The sequence below is a fragment of the Dethiosulfovibrio peptidovorans DSM 11002 genome (assembly GCF_000172975.1).
GTDB lineage: Bacteria > Synergistota > Synergistia > Synergistales > Dethiosulfovibrionaceae > Dethiosulfovibrio > Dethiosulfovibrio peptidovorans.
In genome coordinates this window covers 782,501-803,883 of sequence record NZ_ABTR02000001.1, presented here as the reverse complement: position 1 = coordinate 803,883, position 21,383 = coordinate 782,501, and the positions used below count along the sequence as shown (strand labels likewise).

Below are 21,383 nucleotides of genomic sequence, written 5' to 3'. Positions count from 1 at the left end.
TTTTTCAGCGGTACCTTTCTAGCGTTTCTTCAGCAGTATCAGAAGGGGCAGTAGAAGGCTCAGAGTTCCGCCGGAGAAGCCGACGGCGTTGCAGCCTCCTCCGGATACGCCGGTTTTACCGGGGTCGTCCGAGGAGGTGTCCTTTATGCCCAGCCAGAGCGGGTCTATCAAGACGGTTTTCCCGCTCTCCGTTTTGCTGTCGCAGTGGACGAGTAAGAATCTTTCGGTTCCCGATTCCTTGGTCGATACGACGTTCGATCCTCCGTCGGCGTTGGTGAGCACTATCCTCGTGGTGATGGACAGGATGCCGCCTTTCAGCTCCACGGAGAAGTATTTGTCGTAGTCGGCCGAGTCCTGTTTCTTAGCCAGGGCTGCCAGGTCGTAGGTGGTTCCCTGGATTTGCTTGTAGAAGGCCATTCTTGTCAATACGGCCTTGACCAGCGTTCCCGATCCTCCTGCGATTTCGTCTTTGATCTCTTCGTAGGTGTCCGCTGCCTTGGTCTGCAGGTCCACCGACAGGCATACCTCCATGGTGGGGGTTCTGTAGATGCCTGTGTCGTCGGAGAGGGTTATCTCTATCTTGCGAGATTCGTCTCTGAAATAGGTTTCGTTCGATCCGGCCAGAGGAACGTCCGCCGAGGCGACCTGTATCGTGATGTCCTTTTGCTCCAGTTCGGCCCTGTCGTAGCTGACGATGTCGGTGCTTATGGAGTCCTCCAGGAAGGCTACTCCCATGTCGGGCGATACTACGTAGGCTTCGGAAACGGTCTTGAAGCTGAATACGTCGCCCTTGGTGGTTTCGTCGTTTGCCGTTACGTCAACTCTCCAGCTGTAGGTTTTGCCGGAGAGGAGGTTTACCGTGCCGGGATCTATCTCGGTTTTGGCCGAGTTCACCAGAACGGGATAGAGCTCGTCGGCGGCGGTTCCGAGGTGGATCGAGTATTTCTTGCCGTCGCTTCCGTCGGGCGAGTACCATTTGAAGGTTACGGCGTCGGCCGAGACTGTCGCTCCATCGGCGGGAGACAGTATGGAGGCCTTGGCAGGTGCGGTTCCTCCAGCCGAGATGGGAACGATCGCCAGGGAGTAGGGCATGTTGCCCAGGTCGGATCCGTCGAAGGAGGCTATCTGGTCGCCTTTGAGGTCGAATCCCTTTATGTAGCTGTCTCCCTCTCCGGTTCCCCGGCAGGATATCCACATGATGTCTCTCTCCCTGTCCATGGCGGATGCGTTCATCCAGGGGCCGGTGTAGACCGTCTGCATTTCGGAGGGCTTGGCCATGTCGATCTTGCAGAGTTTGTTGACCGAGGGCCAGCTTCCGTCGTTGAGGTAGGCTATGAAGTAGGCTGTGCCTCCGTCGTCCACCATGAAGTTTTCGAAGGCGTAGTGTTCGCCCACCCCTTTAGTTATGGCGTCTTTGCTCAGGAAGGTGGTTACCGGCATTTCCTCCGAGTCGGAGGTTATGTCTACTTTGTCTATTCTGGTTTCGTTTGTGGGGGCGACGTTGCCGTAGCCCATGGAGCCGCCGAAGCAGGTGACGTAGATGGCTCCGTTATAGTGGCTGAGGTGCTTGGCGTTTTTGCCGACCTTGGCGTAGGCCTGCACCGAGCTGTCCTGAGGATCTATTTTGAGGAGTACGCCCGGGCCGTCGTTGCCGTAGTAGTCCGAGGGGCTGTCGGAGCACATGAAAAGGGCGTATATATAGCCGTCGACGATTTTCATGGCGTTGAAGTAGCCCGCTACGTAGTTCGGAACGTATTTGGGAAGTGAAAGTATGGTTGAGAAGTCCAGATATAGAGAGTCTAATCTGGAGAGGTCGTCTCCCTGATAGACCGACATGCTGAGGTTGGCGTAGTTGGCCAGGTAGACCCTGCCGTTGTGGGATGCCAGGTCGTAGACGTTGGTGCCTTTGTTGCCTGCGAAGATCCGGCTGGCGTCGTCGTAGGATCCCAGGGGATATACGTACACTTGGTCCAGGTCCTGGTCGGTTCCCCAGCTGCTTCCGTTGGCGATCCATACGTAGGGGGAGCCGTCGTGGCTGTAGGTGAACACCTTTGGGTCGCCGTTCAGGTTCACTCTCCGGTTGGGCGTGGCGGTTACTGTTCCCTTGATGGAGTCCACCGACCCGAAGGTTCCGGTGTGGAAGTCGCTGGTGACGTAGAGAAGCATGGGGTCGGCCCATCCCGGGGAGAGGGACAGGAGGATCAGGGTTATTGCCGTCAGTAGAGACGATACAGAGCGGATGACGGTTTTCATACTTTTACCTCCTCAACAAAAATGGCCGTCCCTTCCCTCGAAGAGACGAACGGTTCGAACCTGGCTGGAGAGTGTCCGGACTCGGCTTCTTCCTCGGAGAACGCCTTCCCGACCTTTCGGTCAGTGGCATAGTGTCCTCTTCGTCGGCCTTACCGTAGCGGGGCTGTGCCGGTTTTTCACCGGCTTCCTGCTCCAGGGGTATCGCTGATTGTTTCAATTTTGTAGTTGGATTTTACGATATGTGCCCCGATAGGTAAAGGGTGAGGAAGGAAGATCGGTTTAGATGGTGATATACTGATCCACAGGCGATGAACCTGCCGACACTGTGGCGGTCGAGGAGGTTTTTTTGTGTCAAAATCATATTGTTCCCGAATATTTAAAGTTCTGTTTCTGCTCTGCGCGTTTTTTCTTCTTTCCGTCTCTTTCGTTTCCGATAAGGCAGAAGCCTCTCGACTGATTATACAGGTAGACGATGTGGAGGTTACGATTTCCGGAGATGTGGAGTCGGCGTGGAGAGATTTTCTGGTGTCGTTCGACAACGAGTCTAACGATATCGCCTTTCCAAAGGGCAATGTCTTCGTGGTAGGGGGCACGACCTCCGAGGGAGATCTTCAGTCTTCTTCCGGCGGCGGTGGCGGATGTTCCGTCGGAGTTACCCCTGTGAGCGCTCTGTTGCTGTTGCTGGGAGCTCTGCCTTTGATCCGGAGGTAGTTGGTCGTAGCGACCGGTTTTTAGTGGTTGCGATTCTTTTGCGGGAGGCTCGGTCAATATATCGGGCCTCTCGCCTTTTTTGAAGTATAATGAGGATGCTAAGTCGTCTATGCCCCTATATGTAGGGGTATTTTTCGTTTTTATACTCTAATTATGATGTATTAAGGATATGGAGGATGTGTCATGACCAAAGAGGATAGGCGCTACAGGGACCGTTTCGATCCGTCCGTCGACGTTAACATGTTGGAGAATCCCCTTATCCCGAGGCAGTCGGAGAACGCCGCCTGGCTGCTGGATCAGAGGTATCTTCTGAGCCGCTACGACCGGGCGGAGGGGAAGGTTCGAAAGGAGGCGTCCTTCGAGGAGTTCGCCCGAAGGGTGTCTCGTGTCATAGCCTCGGTGGAGACTTTATACGTGGGTGAGGACGATCTGAACTGGATCAGGGTTCTAGAGAAGAATCTTTTCTCCGATATATTGAACCGTCGTTTTCTGTTCAACTCTCCCTGCCTTTTCGGTGCCGGTGCCGGTATGACCGTGGATCCGGCCATGTCGGAGCTGATCTACCGGTCGCCCGACGATATGTCCTATTCGGATTACGTGGCGGTGAGAGACGGCAAGACGGAGAGCCAGCAGCTTTTCGCCTGTTTCGTTATCTCCGTGGAGGACAGCATTGAGGGGATTTTCGATTCGGTAAAGGACGCCGCCGTCATAAGCAAGTACGGCGGAGGGGTCGGCGGCAATTTCGGCAATCTGAGGGAGTTCGGCTCGGATATAAAGGGAGGCACCGGCGGCAAGGCCAGCGGTCCGGTTTCCTTCATGGAGACCTGGAACACCATGGGGTCCGTGGTGGTCCAGGGAGGACGCCGCAGGGCCGCTTTGATGGGGATGCTTTACGACGATCATCCCGACGTGGAGCGTTTCATGGACGCCAAGGTGGAGGACGGCAAGCTGCCCTATTTCAACATTTCCGTTTCCGTCTCGGATGAGCTTCTGACCAAGGCAGCCCAGGGAGGGGATTTTCACCTCCGCTCCAGGGCGGACGGTTCCGTCGCCAAGACGGTGAAGGCCGCCGATCTGTGGAATAAGCTGTGTCGCAACGCCTGGCGTAGAGGGGACCCAGGCGTGTTCTTCGGCGACAGGGCCAACGTGGACAACATACTGAAGAAAGCCCCCCAATGGCGCATAGAGTCCACCAACCCGTGCGTTACCGGAGATACCTGGGTTATGACCGACGAGGGGCCCAAGCAGGCGGTGGATCTGGTCGGAAGGCCGACGACTCTGCTGGTGGACGGCAAGGGTCACGAAACGGAGGGCTTTTTCTCCACAGGCGTAAAGCCCGTCTTCGAGCTGAAGACCAAGGAAGGACATTCCCTAAAACTAACCGCCGATCATAAGGTTATGGTCGATGTTGATGGAGAATGGAGCTGGATTCCTGCGGGAGAGCTTTCCGAGGGAAGTATTTTGAGGCTTCACGATCATTCCGGCGAAGAAAAGATATCGAAAGCGATGTTCGATTCCCTGGTTCCTTGCGGGGAGGAGGCGGTTTTCGACGTTCAGGTGCCGGGGGTAAACGCCTTCGACGCCAACGGGCTTTACGTCCATAACTGCGGCGAGCAGCCGTTGCCTAATTACACCAGCTGCAACCTGGGATCGGTTAACCTGGAGGCTTTCGTGTCCAGCGAGTCCAGCGGAGAGGCGGTCTTCGACATGGATTCCTTCGTGGACCAGGTGTTTCGGTCGGTCTACTATCTCGATCTGGTTATAGACGCCACGTCCTATCCGTTGGAGCGGATCGCCGATCGCACGAAGATGATACGTCCCGTAGGGCTCGGCCTGATGGGGCTTGCCGACGCCGCCATAATGCTCGGGATCTCCTACGGTTCGGAGAGCTTCAACCGGTTCTGCCGTTCTTTGGGAGGAACCATGGCCTCGGCAGCCCTGGCCGCCACGGTCAGGATAGTGTCTGAGGAGGGAAAGGATCCCTTCCCGGAGCATCGGCTGGTGTCGGAGCTCATGGAGAGCTTCCGCTGCGAGGCCGGGTTGCCCGATGCGGTGGATCGTTGGCTCGAGCGGATGGACGAGGGCGGTTTCAGGGAGCTGCTGGAGCGTATGAGGCGGACCGACACGGTTCCCTATACTCTGGTGAACACCCTGGAGGCCCTCTTGAGCGCCGCCTCGGTTCACAAAGGCGACGGGATGGGGCTGGTCCGAGAGGTGCTGGAGGCCCTTTTCTCCGGCAGGATGAGAAACAGCCGTCGTCTCAGCGTGGCTCCGACCGGGTCCATTTCGATGTTGCTGGACGCCAGCCCCGGTATAGAGCCCAATTTCGCCTGGAGCTGGAGCAGAAAGGTGATGTCCTCCACCGGGGACGGAGGCTACGAGACGAGGGAATATTTCCACCGTCTGATGACGGCGGAGCATAAAGACGAGTTCCGCCGCACCGGCGGGATCTCCGACCCCCGTTTCGTCACCGCCTACGACATAGGCACCGATTCCCACGTGGAGGTTACCGGGATCTTCGCCGCCGTGGTGGACAGCGGTATCAGCAAGACGGTGAACCTGCCATCGGAGGCGACGGTGGACGATGTCAGGCGGGTCTACGAGGACTGTTACCGCATGGGATGCAAGGGTATCACCATATATCGCGACGGTTCCCGGTCGGATCAGCCCATAGAGGCCAAGAAGTCCGACGAGCCGGAGAAGCGGCACCTCAGTTCCAAGGTGAAGGAGCGTCCGGGCAGCATCGTTTTCGGCAAGACGATAAAGGACGTGACCCCCTGGGGCAGCATGTACGTGACCATAAACTACGACGGCGACGATCCCTTCGAGGTCTTCGCGTCTCTGGGCAAGAGCGGTTCGGAGATGAAGAGCATGACCGAGGCCCTGTCCCGGGTGATCTCCATAGGTTTGCGCAGCGGCGGCAGGCTGGAGGATTTCATCTCCACCTTGAGGGGTATTTCCGGCAAGGAGTACTGGCTTTTCGAGTGCGACGACGACAGGGTCGTCCGTTCGATCCCGGACGGTATAGCCATCCTCATGGAGAAGCTTTCCGGACTGGGCGGAGAAACGATAAAGGATGTTCCCAAGTGTCCCGAGTGCGGCTCTCCCATGGAGATGGTAGGCGGCTGCGAGTACTGTTTCAGCTGCGGCTACTCGCCCTGTAAGTAGAGGACGGAAAGACGAAGAGACAGAGGCCCCGGCAAAGCCGGGGCCTCTTTTTTTAGTGTCGGCTAAACCGGTTCTGCCTAGGCGATTTCGGTCTGTTTGGGTGCTATACTTATTTTAGTTTTATGTCTTTTTAGGGGGGGTGTCGATATGGGGTGTTTTTTGAAATTTTACGTGGGGGCCAGGGTTTTGGCACTCCCCGTGCACGAGGTGGATAGAATAGTTCCGGCGGTGGCCGTATCCCCTTTGAACGAACCCCACCCGGTGGTGGCCGGGATGATCAACGTCGAGGGCGAAGGGGTGCCTCTCTACGATCTTCGCCGTGTCTATCGAGAGCCCCAGGTCGAAATGGGGCTGGACCATCGTTTCATACTGATTACCTGGAAGGACAAATCCGTAGCCCTGTGGGTCGACGGGGTGGACGACGTGGTCTCCCTTTCGGAGGATCCCGTCGAGCTGCCGGGGTCGGAGCGGATGGCCTCCATGGTCTTCGACGACGATATTTTTGCCCTGTCGGTGGTGTCCTCCGAGGAGATAATGGACCTGGCAGAGAGGGTCGCCCGATAATGTCCGAAGCTTTCGGTCGGTTGTCCGATCCCGATCTGGATACGGTGGTTTCCCTTTTATCCCGCAGGTTCGGACTGGTCATGGGGTGGGACGAAATAAAGGCTAGGGATAAGGCGGCCTCCTTGATCGGGGAGCTCTCTCGCAAACTGGGGGAGACACCGGAGGAGGTTTTTCGTCTGATTCGGAAGAGGTCGGACAAGGCCTTTATGGACATGATCTCGCCTCACATAACGGTGGGTGAGACGTTTTTCTTTCGGGATAGAAAGGCTCTCGATGCCTTTGGTCGGGAGATCGTTCCCCGTCTGGCCTCCAGGGCTAAGAGGCCGATTAACGTCTGGTCCGCCGGATGCAGCACCGGAGAGGAGCCCTATACACTGGCCATGATAATGGATCATTCCATTTTGGGACTGGCGGGAGGTTTCAGGGTTTACGGAACGGATCTCAACGAAAGTAGCTTGAAAAAAGCTCGTCAGGGTATGTATGGTCGCTGGTCCTTTCGAGGGATGAGCGATATCGAGATATCGCGATATTTCGATATTGTCGGAGACGACCGTTTCAAGGTTAAAGATCGTTATAGGTCCAGAGTGTCCTTCGAGTCGGCCAACCTGGTTTCCTCGAGTCCTCTGCGGCGGGAGGACAAAATGGATGTCATATTCTGCCGTAACGTGATGATGTATTTCGACGAGGCCAACAGAAAGAAGGTCCTTCATAGCTTCAGGAAGGCCCTTTCACCGGACGGATGGCTGGTCGTGGCGGCCTGCGAGACTCCCATATTGGACGGATCTCCCTTTCACCCGGTCAGAGTAGGGGAACAGACCTTTTTCACGGTCGAGGAGGAGCCTTCTGTCCCTCCTGAGCGCTATCTTCTGGATTCGGCCGTATCGGAAATCGAGCCGGAGGTCGAGGCTGTTTCCGATGTGTGGTTTGATCTCGAGTCGGAAACGGAGCCGGAGATAGAGCCGGAGATCGAGGCTGTCCCGTCCTGTGACGGCGATCTGATTCGGTCTTTGGCGGATAGGGGAATGTCGGATGAGGCACTGGAACTCTGTCTTTCATCGGAGAACTCCACCGACCCCTATGTCCACTATCTGATGTCGGTGATATATCAGGACAGAGGAGAGCTCGATTCCGCCAAGGATTGCCTCAGGAAGGCCCTTTTTCTCCAGCCGTCTTTCGTGATGGCCCATTTCGCCCTTCTGGGAATAGCGGTGTCCCAGTCGAACGATAGGGATAGGGCCAGGCACATCAGAAACGTAGAGGAGCTTCTGCTGCAGATGGCGGAGGACGAGGCCGTTCCCTACGGCGAGGGTGCCACGGTGGGAGATCTGCTGGCGGCTTTGAAGGATCTGTGATGCGAGGTGAGTGATATGAGAAGGGACGTGTCAGCGGTCCTCAAAAGCAGGGCTCAGGTTTTGGCGTCGAGAAGGGGGACCTCCTCGACGGAGACGTCGTACAAGCTGATAACCTTCAGGTTGGGACGGGAGACCTACGGTGTCTCCTCCGATTGGGTCGGAGAGGTTTTTCCGGTCAAGGATATAGCCGAGTTGCCCGGAGTTCCCGACTTCATAGTCGGGGTGGTTAACCTGAGGGGACGGATAATATCGGTAAACGACCTGGCCCTTATTCTGGACGTTCCGAGCGAGGTCGATTTAGACCGTTTCGTCCTGGTGCTGAGTTTCGACTCGATGGAGATGGGCCTTCTGGTGGGATCTCCTGTGGACGTCATGACCGTGCCGTCCGACTCTATGATTCCTCCCATACCGAGTTCCTCCGGTGCTATGGACTATATATCGGGGATATCCGGAGACGTTATAGTGTTGAACGGGGCTAAGATACTTTTCGATAAGAAGTTGTCCGTAGACGGAGACCTGTAGTGTAGGAGGGCTTTATTATGAGAAAACTTAAGATAAGGGACAAGGCTCTTTGGGGGGTCGGAGCGATGGTGGCCATAGCCCTTGCCCTAGGTGGATTGGGGTTTTACGGCATATCCCGCCTATCCGACACCATGGAGGAGATAAAGGATAGCAAGATTCCTGCTATAAGGATTTTGAAGGATCTGGAGTTTTACAGGATGGTCTTAAGGGTGGAGAGCGTTTCGGTGCGAGAGGGCATGGACCTCCGGGAGCTGAACGGCATAGCCAGCAGGAGGAGGGATCTGTTCTCCAGGATGGACCGGCTATGGAGCGACCTGATATCCCTTTCGGCGGGGCTAGGGGTGGACGAGGCTACCAAGGAGAAGGTGGGGGAGGTATATAGACAGTGGCGGGCCGCCCATGTCGAGCTCGACCGTATCATCGCCTCCATATTGAACGATACCTCCGATCAGAGAAAGGCCCTCTACGAAAAGTATGGCTCGGCGGTGCTGTCGATTATCTCCACCTCCGATTCCCTAGGAGAGCTGTTGGATGGTCTGGCCTCGGATATAAACGAGGAAATAGACCTCGAGGTGGCCTCGGAGCAGAATCTGGGCCATCAGCTCTCTACCGTCAGCCTCGTCGCCGTTGTCCTCGGAGGGTTCTTTGGATTTATGCTGGCATACGGCATAATTTCGTCCGTAGCACATCCCATCGCCGAGGGGGTGGCTCTTCTCGTCAGGCTTAAGAACGGAGACCTTCGGGAGGATGTGCCGAAGGAGTTTCTCGAAAGGGAGGACGAGGTCGGCGAGCTTGCCCGGTCCATACAGGCTCTCACGGAGGATATGAGACGGCAGATACTGGCCATGGCGGAGGTTTCCACTTCACTCTCGGCCTCGGCCTATCAGATATCCGCCGCTGTCTCTCAGGTGACTGCCAGTGCCGAGGAGACCTCCACTGCGGTGGTAGAGACCACCGCCACCATGGAAGAGGTTCGGTCCACCGCGGCGCTGACCGATAAAAAGAGTACCGACGTGGCTGAGAGTGCCAGAAATGGCATAGAGGTGGTTAAAAAGGGGAAAGACGCCACCGAAAAACTACTGAGCGGCCTGAAGAAAATAGGGGATCAGATGAACTCCATCGCCAAGACCATAGTGCGTCTGAGCGAGCAGAGCCAGGAGATCGGCGAGATCACCGGAACGGTGGAGGACCTGGCGGAACAGTCCAACCTTTTGGCGGTGAACGCTGCGGTGGAGGCCGCCAAGGCCGGAGAGGAAGGCAGGGGTTTCGCCGTGGTGGCCCAGGAAATAAAAGCCCTGGCGGAGCAGTCCAAGCAGTCGGCCAAGGAGGTTCAGAAGATCCTCAGGGATATCCAGAAGGCTACCGATGCCGCCGTGATGGCGACGGAACAGGGAGCCAAGGCGGTGGAGGAGGGAGGAAAAGACGCCGTTCCATCCAGGGCCTCTATCCAGGAAATCACCAAGGGTTTCGGGGAGATGGCCCAGGCCGCTACGGTCATAGCCAGGTCGAACAACGAGCTTCTCGACGGCGTGGATCAGGTGCTGATAGCCATGGAGAACGTCAAGGAAGCGGGAATTCAGAACCTGGCCGGTATGAAGGATGTCGAGAGTTCGGCTAAGGGGCTTAGGGATATGGGGCAGACCCTTTCGAAGCTGATCGACCGATACCAGGTCTAGTCTCTTGAATACGGAGAGTCGAAGTTGAATCCCTCCGATCTGGAGTTTCTTCAGGAGCTGCGGCAGGACTTTCTCCTGGAGGCTCAGGAACATATTCAGACAATAACGTCGGGGCTTCTGGATCTGGAGCGATCCGAGGTCCCCGGGGAAAAAGTCGTCGAGTCGGTATACAGGGCGGCCCATAGCCTGAAGGGGGCGGCCCACGCGGTCGAGATGTCCAAGGTGGCGTCTTTGTGTCAGTCTATGGAGGGGGTTTTCTCCAGGGTCAAGGAAGGAAGCCTCTTTCTGGAAAAAAAGGACTACGATCTACTTCAGAAGTCAGTGGACTGTCTATCCGTCCTGATAGAGGATCCCGACGGGGACGACCGGGAGGCCAGGGCTCTTGCCAAGTCCATGGACGATCTGAAGGGCGGTTCTCCCAAAGAGATAGATTCTCCCATGCCGACGGAGGAGAAGGCTTCGCCTCCGTCGGAGGAGCAGCCGAAGGGAACGATAGGGGACACAGTGAGGGTTAAGTCGTCGAAGGTGGATTCGCTGCTTCTCCAGGCGGAGGAGATGATCTCGGTCAACCTAGCGATGGACCAGAGGATAAAGGAGGGGCTGGAGCTGCTGTCTTTGGTGGAGGATTGCAAGAAGGCCCTGCACCAGGAGGACATGGAGGCCCTGAGGTCGTTCTTTTACGCAGTGGAGGGCGAGATAAGAAAAACCATAAAGGCTCTCTCCATGGACGAAAGATCGGCCAGGGTGCTTCTGGATCGTCTTCTGAGCGATGCCAAGGCGGTGGTGATGCTGCCGTCCTCTACCCTTCTCCAGTCTTTCCCCAAGATGGTAAGGGATCTGTCCAGAAACATGGGAAAGGACGTCGATTTCCGGATGACCGGCGGGGACGTAGAGGTGGACAAGAGGATTCTCGAGGGCATGAAGGATCCCCTCATCCATCTGATAAGGAACGCCCTGGATCACGGCATAGAGAACCACGACGAGAGAGTCGCCTCGAACAAGAACCCCATGGCTTCTCTGACTCTTTCCTTTTCCTATACCTATGGCGGTCAGATCGAGATAGTGCTGTCCGACGACGGTAGAGGTCTGGACCGGGATAGGATAGCGGAAAAAGCGGTGATCTCCGGTCTGATTTCCCAGGATCAGGTTCTGTCCATGGAGGACGGCGAGGTTCTGGATCTGATATTCCGTTCCGGTTTTTCGACCAGCAAGCTTATCACCGACGTATCCGGACGGGGACTGGGGATGTCTATAGTCAGGGAGAACGTGGAGCTATTGGGAGGGAGCATATCCCTTTCGTCCCAGTCAGGCGAGGGAACTTCCTTCAGAATCAAGCTTCCTCTTTCTATGGCGACCTTCAGAGGGGTTGTAGTGGAGGAGTGGGGAAGGTTCTTCGTGCTCCCCACCTCTCAGGTGGTGAAGGTGACCAGGGTCGGATCCGATTCGGTTCGGAGTCTCGAGGGGAGGGAAGCTGTTGACGTCGACGGGACGACCTATCCTCTGGCCAGATTAGGGGCGGTTTTGGATCTTTCCGGAAACGGTAAGGACGATAACGATAAAAACCAGGCCTTCCCTGTCGTGGTGGTCTCCTCCGGTACAGGTGTGTCCTTTGCCTTTGCCGTAGGGGCCGTCGTGGGGGAGCAGGAGATCCTTCTCAAGGGACTGGGTCCTCAGCTGGTAAAGGTTCCCTTTGTCTCCGGCGCCACCGTGATGGGGTCGGGAAAGGTGGCTCCTGTTTTGAGGGTCAAAGACCTCATTCAGAGGGCCTCCGAGAGGAAATCCACCGTCGCGACCACCGTCGAGCCCAAGGAGAAACCTACTTCTGTGCTGCTCGTGGAGGATTCCATAACCTCTAGAACCTTGCTGAAGAATATACTGACCGCCTCGGGATACATGGTACAAACTGCGGTAGACGGCAGAGAGGGTTTTGATCTATTCTCAAGGGAATCTTTCGATATAGTGGTTTCGGACGTGGAGATGCCCGGGATGAACGGTTTCGAGCTGACCAGGGCTATACGGTCGCATGGGTCGAAAGGGGAGGTCCCCGTGGTGCTGGTGACCTCTTTGGACAGCCGGAAGGACAGAGAGAGAGGGGTGGAGGCGGGAGCCGACGCCTATATAGTCAAGAGCAGTTTCGACCAGACGAAGTTGTTGGATGTCATGAGGCGGTTGCTCTAAGGAGATGTTCCTATGATAAGGGTCTTAGTGGTGGACGATTCGATAGTCCTCAGAAAGCTGATCTGCCGGTTGCTGGTCAAGGATCCCGATATAGAGGTGGCTGGTCAGTGCGAAAACGGTGAGCAGGCACTGAGTTTCGTCCTCTCTCACCCTGTGGACGTGGTAACCATGGATATACAGATGCCGGTGATGGAGGGTTTTCAGGCTACCAAGAGGATAATGGAGGAGAAACCGGTGCCTGTGGTGGTGGTCAGCTCCTGTCTAGAGCCGGACGATGTGGAAAAGACCTTCAGGGCCATAGAGGCCGGAGCGGTGGCGGTTCTGCCCAAGCCGTCCCATCGGCCCGGAGGTTTCGAGGACTACGGAGAGCAGCTTCGCAGGACTATAAAAGACGCCTCTCTTGCCTCCGTAGGAAAACCTCTTTCATGCCGTATCGATAGATTCGGCGAGGTGGATTGTAAATCCATAAAGGCGGTGGTAGTAGGGGCCTCCACAGGAGGACCTCAGGCTTTGGCCGGGATGCTGTCGGTCATGCCAGGGGATTTTCCCGCCCCGGTTTTCGTGGTGCAGCATATAGCCTCCGGTTTCCTGGAGGGGATGTCCCAGTGGCTATCCAGTTGTACCGACTTGAAGGTAAAGGTAGCGAATATCGGGGAGAGGCCGTCTCCCGGAACGGTATACCTGGCTCCGGAAGGGCGTCATATGGAGGTCTCCGACAGGGAAATCCACCTATCCGACGGACCTTCCGAACACGGAGTAAGGCCGTCGGTCTCCGTTTTGTTTAGATCTATTCCTTTGTCTCTGCGGTCCGTTTCGGCCGGTGTGATCTTATCCGGGATGGGGATGGACGGAGCCCGGGAACTCAGAGATCTTAAGGACGACGGAGCCATCACTTTCGCTCAAGACAGGGAGAGCTCGGTGATATGGGGTATGCCCGGAGAGGCGGTCAGGCTATCCGCCGCCGACAATGTGCTGTCTCCCGAGGAGATCGGGAAGGCCCTATCTCTCTGTGCCAGGAAAGGATGAATATTTTCATGACTTTTAGCGAATCTGTTCCCGTGATCCAGATCGTCGAGGACAGTTTAACTCAAGCGAAAAGGCTCGAGAGGTTGCTCAGATCTCATGGTTACGAGGTTACAGTGGCCCGTAACGGAGCTTTGGGGCTGGAGATGGCAGGCAAGGTGAAGCCTACCGTGGTTATAACCGACGTCATGATGCCGGAGATGGACGGCTACGAGATGTGCCGGAAGATCAAGGACGATCCGGAGCTTAAGGATATCCCGGTGGTGATACTGACCTCCCTATCCGATCCGGGGGACGTCATAAAGGGTCTTCAATGTGGAGCGGACAACTTTCTTACCAAGCCCTATCAGGACGAGCACCTCCTTCGCAGGCTACAGCATATACTGACCAACCTGGATCTCAGACGGTCCGGACAGGCTCAGATGAGCGTCGAGGTTTTTTTCGGAGGGGAATATCACAAGCTGACCGCCGACAGGATACAGATAGTCGACCTGCTTCTGTCGACCTTCGAGGCAGCTGTGATGCAGAACAGTCAGCTTCAAAAGTTGTCCGGAGATTATCGTAGTGCCCTGGACGACGTGAAGAGGGTTCAGGCCAACTTCCAGACCATAATGGAGACCACCGGAGACGGTATAGTGGTTGTGGACGATGCCGGGTTGGTCCGTTACGTCAATCCCGCGGCGGAGCTGCTCTTCGAGAGTTCCAGCTCGGAGATGATAGGCAATCCTTTCTCCTACGACGTGGACGAAGACGGCGACTGGGAGATATCCATAAAAACCTCGAAGGGCGAGATCTACGTGGACATGAGGGTGGTCGGATCCAACTGGGACGGAGATCTGGTGAGGCTGGCGACCTTAAGGGATATATCCGAGACGGTCTGTCTCAGAAAGAGGCTGGAGGAGGAGGCCACCACCGATGCCCTTACCGGTCTTTATAACAGAAGGGGCTTTATGACCATGGGACAGAGGATCATCGAGATGGCCGACGAGAGGGGGCTGGATGTCCTTTGCGTCTTCGCGGATCTGGACGGTTTCAAGAGGGTCAACGACGATTTCGGCCACGACGAGGGCGATAAGGTCCTCAAAGAGGCGGCTCAGGCCCTGGAGGATATCTTCAGGGAATCGGATATAGTCGGCAGGGTCGGAGGGGACGAGTTTGCCGTTATCCTCCTCGACGACGGACAGCATTGCGAGGAGAGCGTAAAGCGGAGGATCGACGAGAAGCTGGAGTCGGTGAACCGCAATCCGGAACGGTGCCCTTATCCCATGCTCATGAGCGTTGGAATACACAGGAGAAAGTCTGGTTCAGGATCCAGCCTTTCCGATCTCATGATAGAGGCGGACAAGAAAATGTACAGTTCCAAGCCTCCCCGGCCTTAATCTCGACCGGGTAAGAATAAAGAGGGCGCCCGGATCTCATCGACGATCCGGGCGCCCTCTGCTCCTCGGAGGCGGGACGACCTTTCCGAGGAGACTCGGACGTTAGTTTTAGATGTGACCTCTACACAGTTTCAGTATCTCTAACGCCTTTTCCGTGGTGATCGGTACGAACTGGCCTACCGGGCCGTTCCAGTTGCTCTTCTCGGCCATTTCCTCCAGCCGGTCGTCCGGAACGCCGAGTTCCTCCAGGGTTACCGGCATGCCTATGCTCCTGAAATAGTTCTCCATGACGGCGATTCCGTCCAGAACGGTCTTCTCCGGATTCCAGAAGTCGGGTTCCAGACCCCATACCCTGTGGAAGAAGCGGACAAAACGGGCCACGTCGTGACTGTAGACCGCCTTCATCCAAGCGGGAAAAACCACCGCCAGACCGGCTCCGTGGGCCACGTCGTAGATTGCGCCTATCTCGTGCTCTATTCTGTGAGATGCCCAGTCTCCTATACGTCCAGTGTCCAGTATGCCGTTGTGGGCTATGGTGGCGGCCCACATCAACTCGGCCCTGGCGTCGTAGTTCTCCGGATCTTTCAGTGCGATGGGAAGGTATTTTATCACGGTCTGAAGCGTTCCCTCTATCAATCTGTCCGTAAGGTCCACGTTGGGTTCGTTGGTAAAGTACCTCTCCATCAGATGGGCCATTATGTCGGTCCCTCCGGAAGCGGTCTGGTATGCCGGAAGGGTAATGGTCAGTTCCGGATTGAGTATGGCGAAGGTCGGACGGATGCGGTCGTAACGGAAGGCGTGTTTAAGCCATCCCTCCTCCTTCGTTATGACCGACGAAGCACTGGTCTCGCTGCCCGTGGCGGAGATGGTAAGTATACATCCCACCGGAAGGGCTGTTTCGGGCACGATTCCCTTGTCGAAGAAGTCCCATACGTCGCCTTCGTATGGAACCCCTACGGCTATGGCCTTAGCCGAGTCTATGACACTGCCGCCTCCGACGGCCAGGACAAGGTCCACCGACTCGTTCCGACACAGCTCTATTCCCTTATAGACCAGAGATAGCCTGGGGTTGGGTACGACCCCACCGAGTTCAACGAAGGATACTCCCGCTTCCTCAAGCGATTTTACTACCCTGTCGTAGAGGCCGGTTTTCTTTATACTGCCTCCACCGTAGTGGAGCAGTACTTTTTTAGCCCCTTTTTCGACGATTTCCTGTCCGACCTGTAGTTCGGTGCCTTTTCCGAAAATTATCTTAGTAGGGCTCTCGTAGACGAAATTTTTCATAGGTCCATTCCTCCTTATTTTGCGATTCTGTTCCGTTCGACGAACCAGAGTTCCATGTAACAGTATAGCACGAAGGGGTACTGTCCAGTATGTTTCGCACATTAATATTTGACTCAGCAGGCCCATATAGGGCTATGTTCGGTTTTTAAGGCTTTCTGTGTCAGCTTACGATGGCATTATTTTCTTGCTCCAGTATCTGTTCTCTGAGATGCTCCATGTTCATGTAGGCTCTCTTACCCCACTGGGTGGAAGCTACATGCCTGACTCTGGCGGATACCAGCATCAGGGTCGGTTATTGACATTCGGCAGATCTTGTTGCAGGCGTTCAGGCACATCCCCACCGGCGGGGTTACCAGCCCTATCGCCAGGCCGGTTATCATGATGGCGCCGAACTGAAGCTCGCCCACTCCGATCCCCCTCATCACGGGCAGGAGAATGGGGCACAGCAGGAGTATGGCCGGAGCCACGTCGACGAAGGTTCCCACCAGGAGTATTACCAGGTCCAGCAGCAGGAGGATCCATATTCTGTCTACGTCCAGGTTCAGGAGAAAGCTGCCCACAGTGGCCGGGACCTGTTCCACCGACAGTATCCAGACGTATATGGTGGAGAATCCTACCACGAACATCACTGCGCTGGAGCTTAGGACGGTCTTCTTGAGGATTTCCCTGAGCTGCCCCATTTCCAGTTCTCTGTAGACGAAGAATCCCAGCAGAGCAGCGTAGAGCACCGCAACCCCGGCGGATTCGCTGGCGGTGGCTATACCCAAGGACACCGATAGGACTATTATCACCGGCATCAGCAGGGCCAGGATCCCGTCCTTGGCGGTTTTCACGAAGTCGGATCGGTCGAAGGGCGTCGGTTCCGGGTGGTAGCCTCTCTTTTTCGATATCATCCAGACCAGAGTCATCTGGCTTACCCCTATCAGTATTCCCGGGATTAGCCCCGCCAGGAACAGCGATCCCACCGAGGCGCCGGATACCATGGCGTAGAGGAGCATCGGTATGCTGGGAGGAATTATCATCCCCATGGTGGAGGAGGCGACTGTGACCCCGGCGGAGAATCCCTTGTGGTATCTCGCCCTCTCCATCTCCGGTACGAGCACCGATCCTATGGCGGATGTGTCCGCCACGGAGGATCCGGTTATCCCTCCGAAGATCATGCTGGCTATTACGTTGACCTCACCCAGTCCTCCCCTTATGGGCCTGACCAAATAGAGGCTGAAATTCAGTATTCGTCTGGTTATCCCTCCGCTGTTCATGAGCTCTCCCGCCAGTATGAACAGGGGCAGAGCTATGAGGACGTAGCTGCACGATCCGGACCAGATTCTCTGGGCGAAGATGCCCATGAAGGCCGGTTTTGCGATTATGAAATAGGCCGCGGCTGAGGCCCCCAGGGAGTAGCAGAGGGGAATCCCTATGATGACGAATACCAGGAATGTGCCCAGAAGGATGGTTATGCCCATGATTTGCTCCTGAGAAGTTCCACCAGCCTGGCCGCCTCGAATACGGTGACCAGTACCAGATTGACCGGGAATAGAAAGTAGATATATTTCTTGGGTATCCTGAGGCCCGGGGTCAGTGTGTCGCCGACCTTGTCGATCCAGTTGATGCAGACCTTCAGGAGAACCAGCTGAAGTGCTATGACGACTATTATCTGAACGATGGACAGTATTCTCCTGCCGGATGCCGTCTTTGTCTCTCTATTTGGCGGCTGCCTCTCGAATTCTGTCGATCATCTCCTGGGTGAACATTCCCTTGTCTATGTAGTATTCGTAGACCGGCTGAACCGCCTCTACGAAGGCCTGGTGCTGTTCGGATGTGAGGGAGTTGATCTCCATCTTGTCCTTCAGAAAGGTCATGCACTTGGCGTCGTCCTCGGCCACGATCTTGTCGCTGACCAGCATCATCTCTTTAGCAGCGTTCTTCAGGATTTTCTGGTCCTTCTCGTCAAGTCCGTCGAACCATGCCTTGTTTACGTAGAACATCTCGGCGTGATACTGGTAGTTCACCAATGTGAGGTATTTCTGGACCTCGTAGAACTTCATCGAGACTATGTTGGTGAGGGGGTTTTCCTCGCCGTCGGCCACTCCGGTCTTTAGGGCCATGTAGGTCTCTATGAAGGGGATGGACACCACGTTGGCTCCCAGAGCTTCCATGGTCTTGACTATGGTGGACATCGGCGGGGTCCTCATCTTGAGGCCCTTGAGGTCCGAGGGTTGTGTGATAGGTCTGACGTTGTTGGTTATCTGCCGGAAGAGTCCGGAGTCGCCGGTGGCGAGTATGACCATTCCCGCCGGCTCCACCGATTTAGCGATCTCCTCGCCGAGGGGGCCCCTGGTGATCTTGTGGATTTCCTCCATGTCGGAGAACAAAAACGGCATGGAGTAGATCTCCAGAAGAGGCGCTGCCTCCTCGAATCCTCCGCTCCGGAAGCCCTCGACCGAGCCGAGTTTTACCGCCTCGAGGGTATCCATCTCGGTTCCCAGCTGGCCGGAGGGATATAGCTGTGCACAACACCGTTATCGCTTTTCTCATCACACAATCCTCCTTAATGGGTATTGGTGAAACGTCCGGTTCTATTAACGCAGCTCTTCCATAGGTATATGATCCATGTCGGTGAATTCCTGGTTCTCGCCGACCATGCTCCAGATGAAACTGTAGTTCGAGGTCCCGGCGGCGCTGTGGATCGACCAGCTGGGGTTTATTACCGCCTCTTCGTTGCGGACCATGATGTGTCTCGTCTCGGATGGCTCGCCGAAGAGATGCATTGCAAGGCCGTCCTCGGGAAGGTCGAAGTAGAAGTAGACCTCCATCCTCCGGTCGTGGGTGTGGCAGGGCATGGTGTTCCACACGTTCCCGCTCTCCAGCTGGGTTAGCCCCATCATGAGCTGGCAGGTGGTGCAGACCTCGGGATGGATGTACTGGTTGATTGTGCGGACGTTGGCCTTCTCCGGCTCGCCCATCTTTACCTTCTTGGCTTTCTCTATGTCGATGTAGCAGTTGGGGTAGTTGGTGTGGGCCGGGGCGCTACTGAAGTACATATGGGCCGGGTTTGTCGGATCGTCGCTGGAGAAGGTGACGTCCTTCTGTCCCATACCGAGGTAGAGTCCGTCCAGAGGCTTGAGATCGAAGGTCTGTCCGTCAACCGTAACCGATCCGGTCCCTCCTACGTTTATGATTCCCAGTTCCCGCCTCTCCAGGAAGTAGCCGACGCCCAGCTCCTTGCCGCACTCAAGCTTGAGTGGCTTCTTGGGGCAGACCCCTCCGGTGATGATTCTGTCCACGTGGCTGTAGACCATGGAGATCTCTCCGGGCACGAACAGGTCGGTTATGAGGAAGTCTCTCCTCAGTCGGTCCGTGTCGTAGCATTTGAAGTCCTGGGGGTGTACCCCGTGTCTGACGTCCAATTTCATGTTTTTCCTCCTGTCTTATTCTTTTCCGTAGATCAGCTGGCGCTGTAGCCCAGCTGATAGGATATGAGCCTGGCAGTGGCCAGAATCCTCTTTCCCAGAGGCTCTATTTTCTCGTCGGTTATCCTGAATATGGGGCCGGTCAGGCTGACCGCCCCGACGGGGTATCCGGATTTATCCATTACCGCCGACCCTATGCATCGGACTCCCAGGTCGTTTTCCTGGTCGTCTATCCCGTAGCCTCTCGCTCTGACCTGGGCTATCTCCGATCTGAACCGGTCCTTGTCCACCTCGGTTTTCTCCGTCTTGGGCTGGAACTCGGTGGTCTCCATGTAGAGTTCGAACTCGTCCTCCGGCAGGGCCGCCAGTATGGCCTTGCCAGCCGAGGTGCTGTAGAGTTCGAGCCTCGAGCCTATTCTGGAGTCCATCCCGGTAGGGCTGTAGCTGTGCATCTTTTCAAGGTAGAAGGCCTCTCCCTTTTCATAGATGAAGAGGTGAACCGTCTCCTTCAGGTCCTGGATGAGTTCCTTTAGATGGGGCCTGGCGATCTTGGCCAGTCCCGTCTGGAGCTGGTAGGAGTTAGCCCACTCCAGACTTCTGGGGCCCAGGCGGTAGCGACCGATTTCGTCTTTCAGAACTACGTAGTTGTCCTCACAGGTTCCCAGGATGCGGTGTACCGTGGTCCTGGATAGCCCGGTTCCCTCGGATATCTCTTTTATTCCGGCGTAGTCGTTACGTTCGGACAGGTAGGAGAGTATGTCGAAAAGCCTTTGTAGCACCCGGATCCCCTGTTTTTCCATTTAAAGTCCTCCTAGTTGTCCATGTGCTCAGCGGGATAGCCAGCCTCCGTCCACCGGGAATATCGATCCGGTGACGTAGTCCGAGGCGGCGGAGGCCAGAAAGACCGCCATTCCCGCCAGGTCTTCCGGTGTTCCCCACCGTCCAGCCGGTATCCGGCCCAGTATCTCGGCGTTTCTGGTTTCGTCGGCCCTGAGGGCCGCGGTGTTGTTGGTGCTGATGTAGCCCGGAGCTATGGCGTTGACCTGTATGCCCTGGGGCGAAAGCTCATTGGCCATGGCCCTGGTGATCCCGGCGACCGCCGACTTGCTGGCGGTGTAGGACGGTACCCTTATGCCTCCCTGGAAGGTGAGCATCGACGCTATGTTGACGATCTTGCCCTTTCTGCCGTCTTTTACCATTTTTCTCGCGACGGCCTGGGAAAGGAAGAACAGAGCGTTCTGGTTTATGTTGATGACGTCGTGCCAGTCCTTCTCGCCGAAATCGAGCAGGTCGTCCCGGCGGATTATTCCGGCGTTGTTGACGAGCACGTCCAACCCTCCGACCTCGTCCCATATGCGGTCGACCATCCCGTTGAGTCCGGATCTATCCGATCCGACCAGGTCCATCTCGTAGAGGGTGAACTTTCTGCCAAGGGCCTCGATCGCTTCTTTTGTCTCCGGCATGGCGCTGTGTCCCAGACCGACTATGTCCGCCCCCGCCTGGGCCAGACCTACCGCTATACCCTGACCGATTCCGGTTCTGGCTCCGGTTACCAGGGCTGTTTTCCCCGAAAGGGAGAAGTTTTCCAGGATCATGGTCTCATCTCCTCGTTTTTTTGGTATTCTGATTCCGCATGGCGGATCCATGTTCCGTTTAAGTTACATTATAGTCCGTTTCTATTCCTTTGCAAGAGCAAATCCACCGCTCTACCGCTCCACCTCGCCGAAGACGGGAAGTCTCCTGTCCGTTTTTTTGCTAGAATTTCCACCGAGATCTCTATTTTTTCGCTATCTGGAAGGAGCGTGTTGAGTTTGATGTTTCTAGGCCCGGTTATAATGACCGCCGCCGTTTCGGCGCTGGTCA

Annotated in this window: 17 protein-coding genes, 2 pseudogenes and 1 riboswitch (1 of these 20 cut by a window edge); of the genes and pseudogenes, 10 read left to right on the top strand and 9 right to left on the bottom strand. The window is 56.0% G+C overall.

The features are described 5' to 3' along the window. Positions 1-18: 18 nt before the first annotated feature. Positions 19-2,253: a Synerg-CTERM sorting domain-containing protein gene (locus DPEP_RS03915; protein WP_005659780.1), complete on the bottom strand. Its 2,235-nt coding sequence runs from the start codon at positions 2,251-2,253 to the stop codon at positions 19-21. A 49-nt stretch (positions 2,254-2,302) separates the two neighbouring features. Next, a riboswitch (cobalamin riboswitch) is annotated at positions 2,303-2,465 on the bottom strand. Positions 2,466-2,601: 136 nt separating this feature from the next. On the opposite strand from DPEP_RS03915, the gene DPEP_RS03910 reads away from it, so the two are divergent. The 9 genes from DPEP_RS03910 (at position 2,602) to DPEP_RS03870 (ending at position 14,826) form a co-directional block, all read left to right on the top strand. Then, positions 2,602-2,964 (top strand): hypothetical protein, encoded by a 363-nt coding sequence (locus DPEP_RS03910; protein WP_005659778.1) that lies wholly within the window; start codon positions 2,602-2,604, stop codon positions 2,962-2,964. Between the two features lie 183 nt (positions 2,965-3,147). Then, a complete protein-coding gene (locus tag DPEP_RS12675) occupies positions 3,148-6,132 on the top strand; it encodes an intein-containing adenosylcobalamin-dependent ribonucleoside-diphosphate reductase (protein WP_005659777.1) in 2,985 nt (994 codons plus the stop codon). 159 nt (positions 6,133-6,291) lie between these two features. After that, complete coding sequence (locus DPEP_RS03900; protein WP_198003026.1) at positions 6,292-6,696, top strand: chemotaxis protein CheW; 405 nt, start codon at positions 6,292-6,294, stop codon at positions 6,694-6,696. Further along, positions 6,696-8,048, top strand: a complete 1,353-nt coding sequence (locus DPEP_RS03895) for a CheR family methyltransferase (protein WP_005659774.1) — start codon at positions 6,696-6,698, stop codon at positions 8,046-8,048. The genes DPEP_RS03900 and DPEP_RS03895 overlap by 1 nt, the downstream gene beginning before the upstream one ends. A gap of 15 nt (positions 8,049-8,063) precedes the next feature. After that, positions 8,064-8,570 carry a chemotaxis protein CheW gene (locus DPEP_RS03890; RefSeq protein ID WP_005659772.1) on the top strand — a complete coding sequence of 169 codons (507 nt, stop codon included), beginning with the start codon at positions 8,064-8,066 and terminating at the stop codon, positions 8,568-8,570. Between the two features lie 17 nt (positions 8,571-8,587). Further along, positions 8,588-10,246, top strand: coding sequence for a methyl-accepting chemotaxis protein (locus DPEP_RS12670; RefSeq protein WP_005659771.1), 1,659 nt, complete (start codon positions 8,588-8,590; stop codon positions 10,244-10,246). Between the two features lie 24 nt (positions 10,247-10,270). Continuing rightward, a complete protein-coding gene (locus tag DPEP_RS03880) occupies positions 10,271-12,424 on the top strand; it encodes a hybrid sensor histidine kinase/response regulator (RefSeq protein ID WP_005659769.1) in 2,154 nt (717 codons plus the stop codon). Between the two features lie 12 nt (positions 12,425-12,436). Beyond that, positions 12,437-13,450, top strand: a complete 1,014-nt coding sequence (cheB, locus tag DPEP_RS03875; protein ID WP_005659767.1) for a chemotaxis-specific protein-glutamate methyltransferase CheB — start codon at positions 12,437-12,439, stop codon at positions 13,448-13,450. Between the two features lie 8 nt (positions 13,451-13,458). Then, a complete protein-coding gene (locus tag DPEP_RS03870; protein ID WP_040382994.1) occupies positions 13,459-14,826 on the top strand; it encodes a diguanylate cyclase in 1,368 nt (455 codons plus the stop codon). A 108-nt stretch (positions 14,827-14,934) separates the two neighbouring features. Here the strand turns inward: DPEP_RS03870 and DPEP_RS03865 are convergent, their stop codons facing one another. The 8 genes and pseudogenes from DPEP_RS03865 to kduD form a co-directional block, all read right to left on the bottom strand. Then, on the bottom strand, positions 14,935-16,110 hold the full coding sequence (locus DPEP_RS03865; RefSeq protein WP_005659762.1) for an iron-containing alcohol dehydrogenase: 1,176 nt from the start codon (positions 16,108-16,110) through the stop codon (positions 14,935-14,937). Positions 16,111-16,270: 160 nt separating this feature from the next. Then, positions 16,271-16,396: pseudogene (locus tag DPEP_RS13725) on the bottom strand (IS256 family transposase); the annotation flags it as partial. Then, positions 16,344-17,573, bottom strand: coding sequence for a TRAP transporter large permease (locus DPEP_RS03860; RefSeq protein ID WP_005659761.1), 1,230 nt, complete (start codon positions 17,571-17,573; stop codon positions 16,344-16,346). The gene DPEP_RS03860 and the pseudogene DPEP_RS13725, both read right to left, overlap by 53 nt. Next, positions 17,564-17,782, bottom strand: a complete 219-nt coding sequence (locus DPEP_RS13720; protein ID WP_083797614.1) for a TRAP transporter small permease subunit — start codon at positions 17,780-17,782, stop codon at positions 17,564-17,566. Before DPEP_RS13720 ends, DPEP_RS03860 begins: the two co-directional genes overlap by 10 nt. A 28-nt stretch (positions 17,783-17,810) precedes the next feature. Beyond that, positions 17,811-18,608 (bottom strand): annotated as a pseudogene (locus DPEP_RS03855) (TRAP transporter substrate-binding protein); the annotation flags it as partial. 81 nt (positions 18,609-18,689) lie between these two features. Further along, entirely contained in the window at positions 18,690-19,523 is an 834-nt protein-coding gene (kduI, locus tag DPEP_RS03850; protein WP_005659758.1) for a 5-dehydro-4-deoxy-D-glucuronate isomerase, read from the bottom strand. Between the two features lie 32 nt (positions 19,524-19,555). Next, positions 19,556-20,320, bottom strand: coding sequence for an IclR family transcriptional regulator (locus DPEP_RS03845; RefSeq protein WP_005659756.1), 765 nt, complete (start codon positions 20,318-20,320; stop codon positions 19,556-19,558). A gap of 27 nt (positions 20,321-20,347) precedes the next feature. After that, a complete protein-coding gene (gene kduD, locus DPEP_RS03840; RefSeq protein WP_005659755.1) occupies positions 20,348-21,115 on the bottom strand; it encodes a 2-dehydro-3-deoxy-D-gluconate 5-dehydrogenase KduD in 768 nt (255 codons plus the stop codon). Positions 21,116-21,325: 210 nt separating this feature from the next. Between kduD and DPEP_RS03835 the strand changes: the two genes are divergently transcribed. Further along, positions 21,326-21,383 carry the start of a hypothetical protein gene (locus tag DPEP_RS03835; protein ID WP_156775067.1) on the top strand. 353 nt of this gene lie beyond the right edge of the window, so only the first 58 of its 411 coding nucleotides appear in the window; its start codon is at positions 21,326-21,328; its stop codon lies beyond the right edge, outside the window.

Excerpts from the sequence above, each read along its gene's own strand:
- DPEP_RS03870 (WP_040382994.1), top strand. The coding sequence starts at position 13,459 with ATGACTTTTAGCGAATCTGTTCCCGTGATCCAGATCGTCGAGGACAGT.
- DPEP_RS03845 (WP_005659756.1), bottom strand. The coding sequence starts at position 20,320 with ATGGAAAAACAGGGGATCCGGGTGCTACAAAGGCTTTTCGACATACTC.
- DPEP_RS12675 (WP_005659777.1), top strand. The coding sequence starts at position 3,148 with ATGACCAAAGAGGATAGGCGCTACAGGGACCGTTTCGATCCGTCCGTC.
- DPEP_RS03890 (WP_005659772.1), top strand. The coding sequence starts at position 8,064 with ATGAGAAGGGACGTGTCAGCGGTCCTCAAAAGCAGGGCTCAGGTTTTG.
- DPEP_RS03915 (WP_005659780.1), bottom strand. The coding sequence starts at position 2,253 with ATGAAAACCGTCATCCGCTCTGTATCGTCTCTACTGACGGCAATAACC.
- kduD (WP_005659755.1), bottom strand. The coding sequence starts at position 21,115 with ATGATCCTGGAAAACTTCTCCCTTTCGGGGAAAACAGCCCTGGTAACC.
- cheB (WP_005659767.1), top strand. The coding sequence starts at position 12,437 with ATGATAAGGGTCTTAGTGGTGGACGATTCGATAGTCCTCAGAAAGCTG.
- DPEP_RS03895 (WP_005659774.1), top strand. The coding sequence starts at position 6,696 with ATGTCCGAAGCTTTCGGTCGGTTGTCCGATCCCGATCTGGATACGGTG.
- DPEP_RS12670 (WP_005659771.1), top strand. The coding sequence starts at position 8,588 with ATGAGAAAACTTAAGATAAGGGACAAGGCTCTTTGGGGGGTCGGAGCG.
- kduI (WP_005659758.1), bottom strand. The coding sequence starts at position 19,523 with ATGAAATTGGACGTCAGACACGGGGTACACCCCCAGGACTTCAAATGC.
- DPEP_RS03860 (WP_005659761.1), bottom strand. The coding sequence starts at position 17,573 with ATGGGCATAACCATCCTTCTGGGCACATTCCTGGTATTCGTCATCATA.
- DPEP_RS03865 (WP_005659762.1), bottom strand. The coding sequence starts at position 16,110 with ATGAAAAATTTCGTCTACGAGAGCCCTACTAAGATAATTTTCGGAAAA.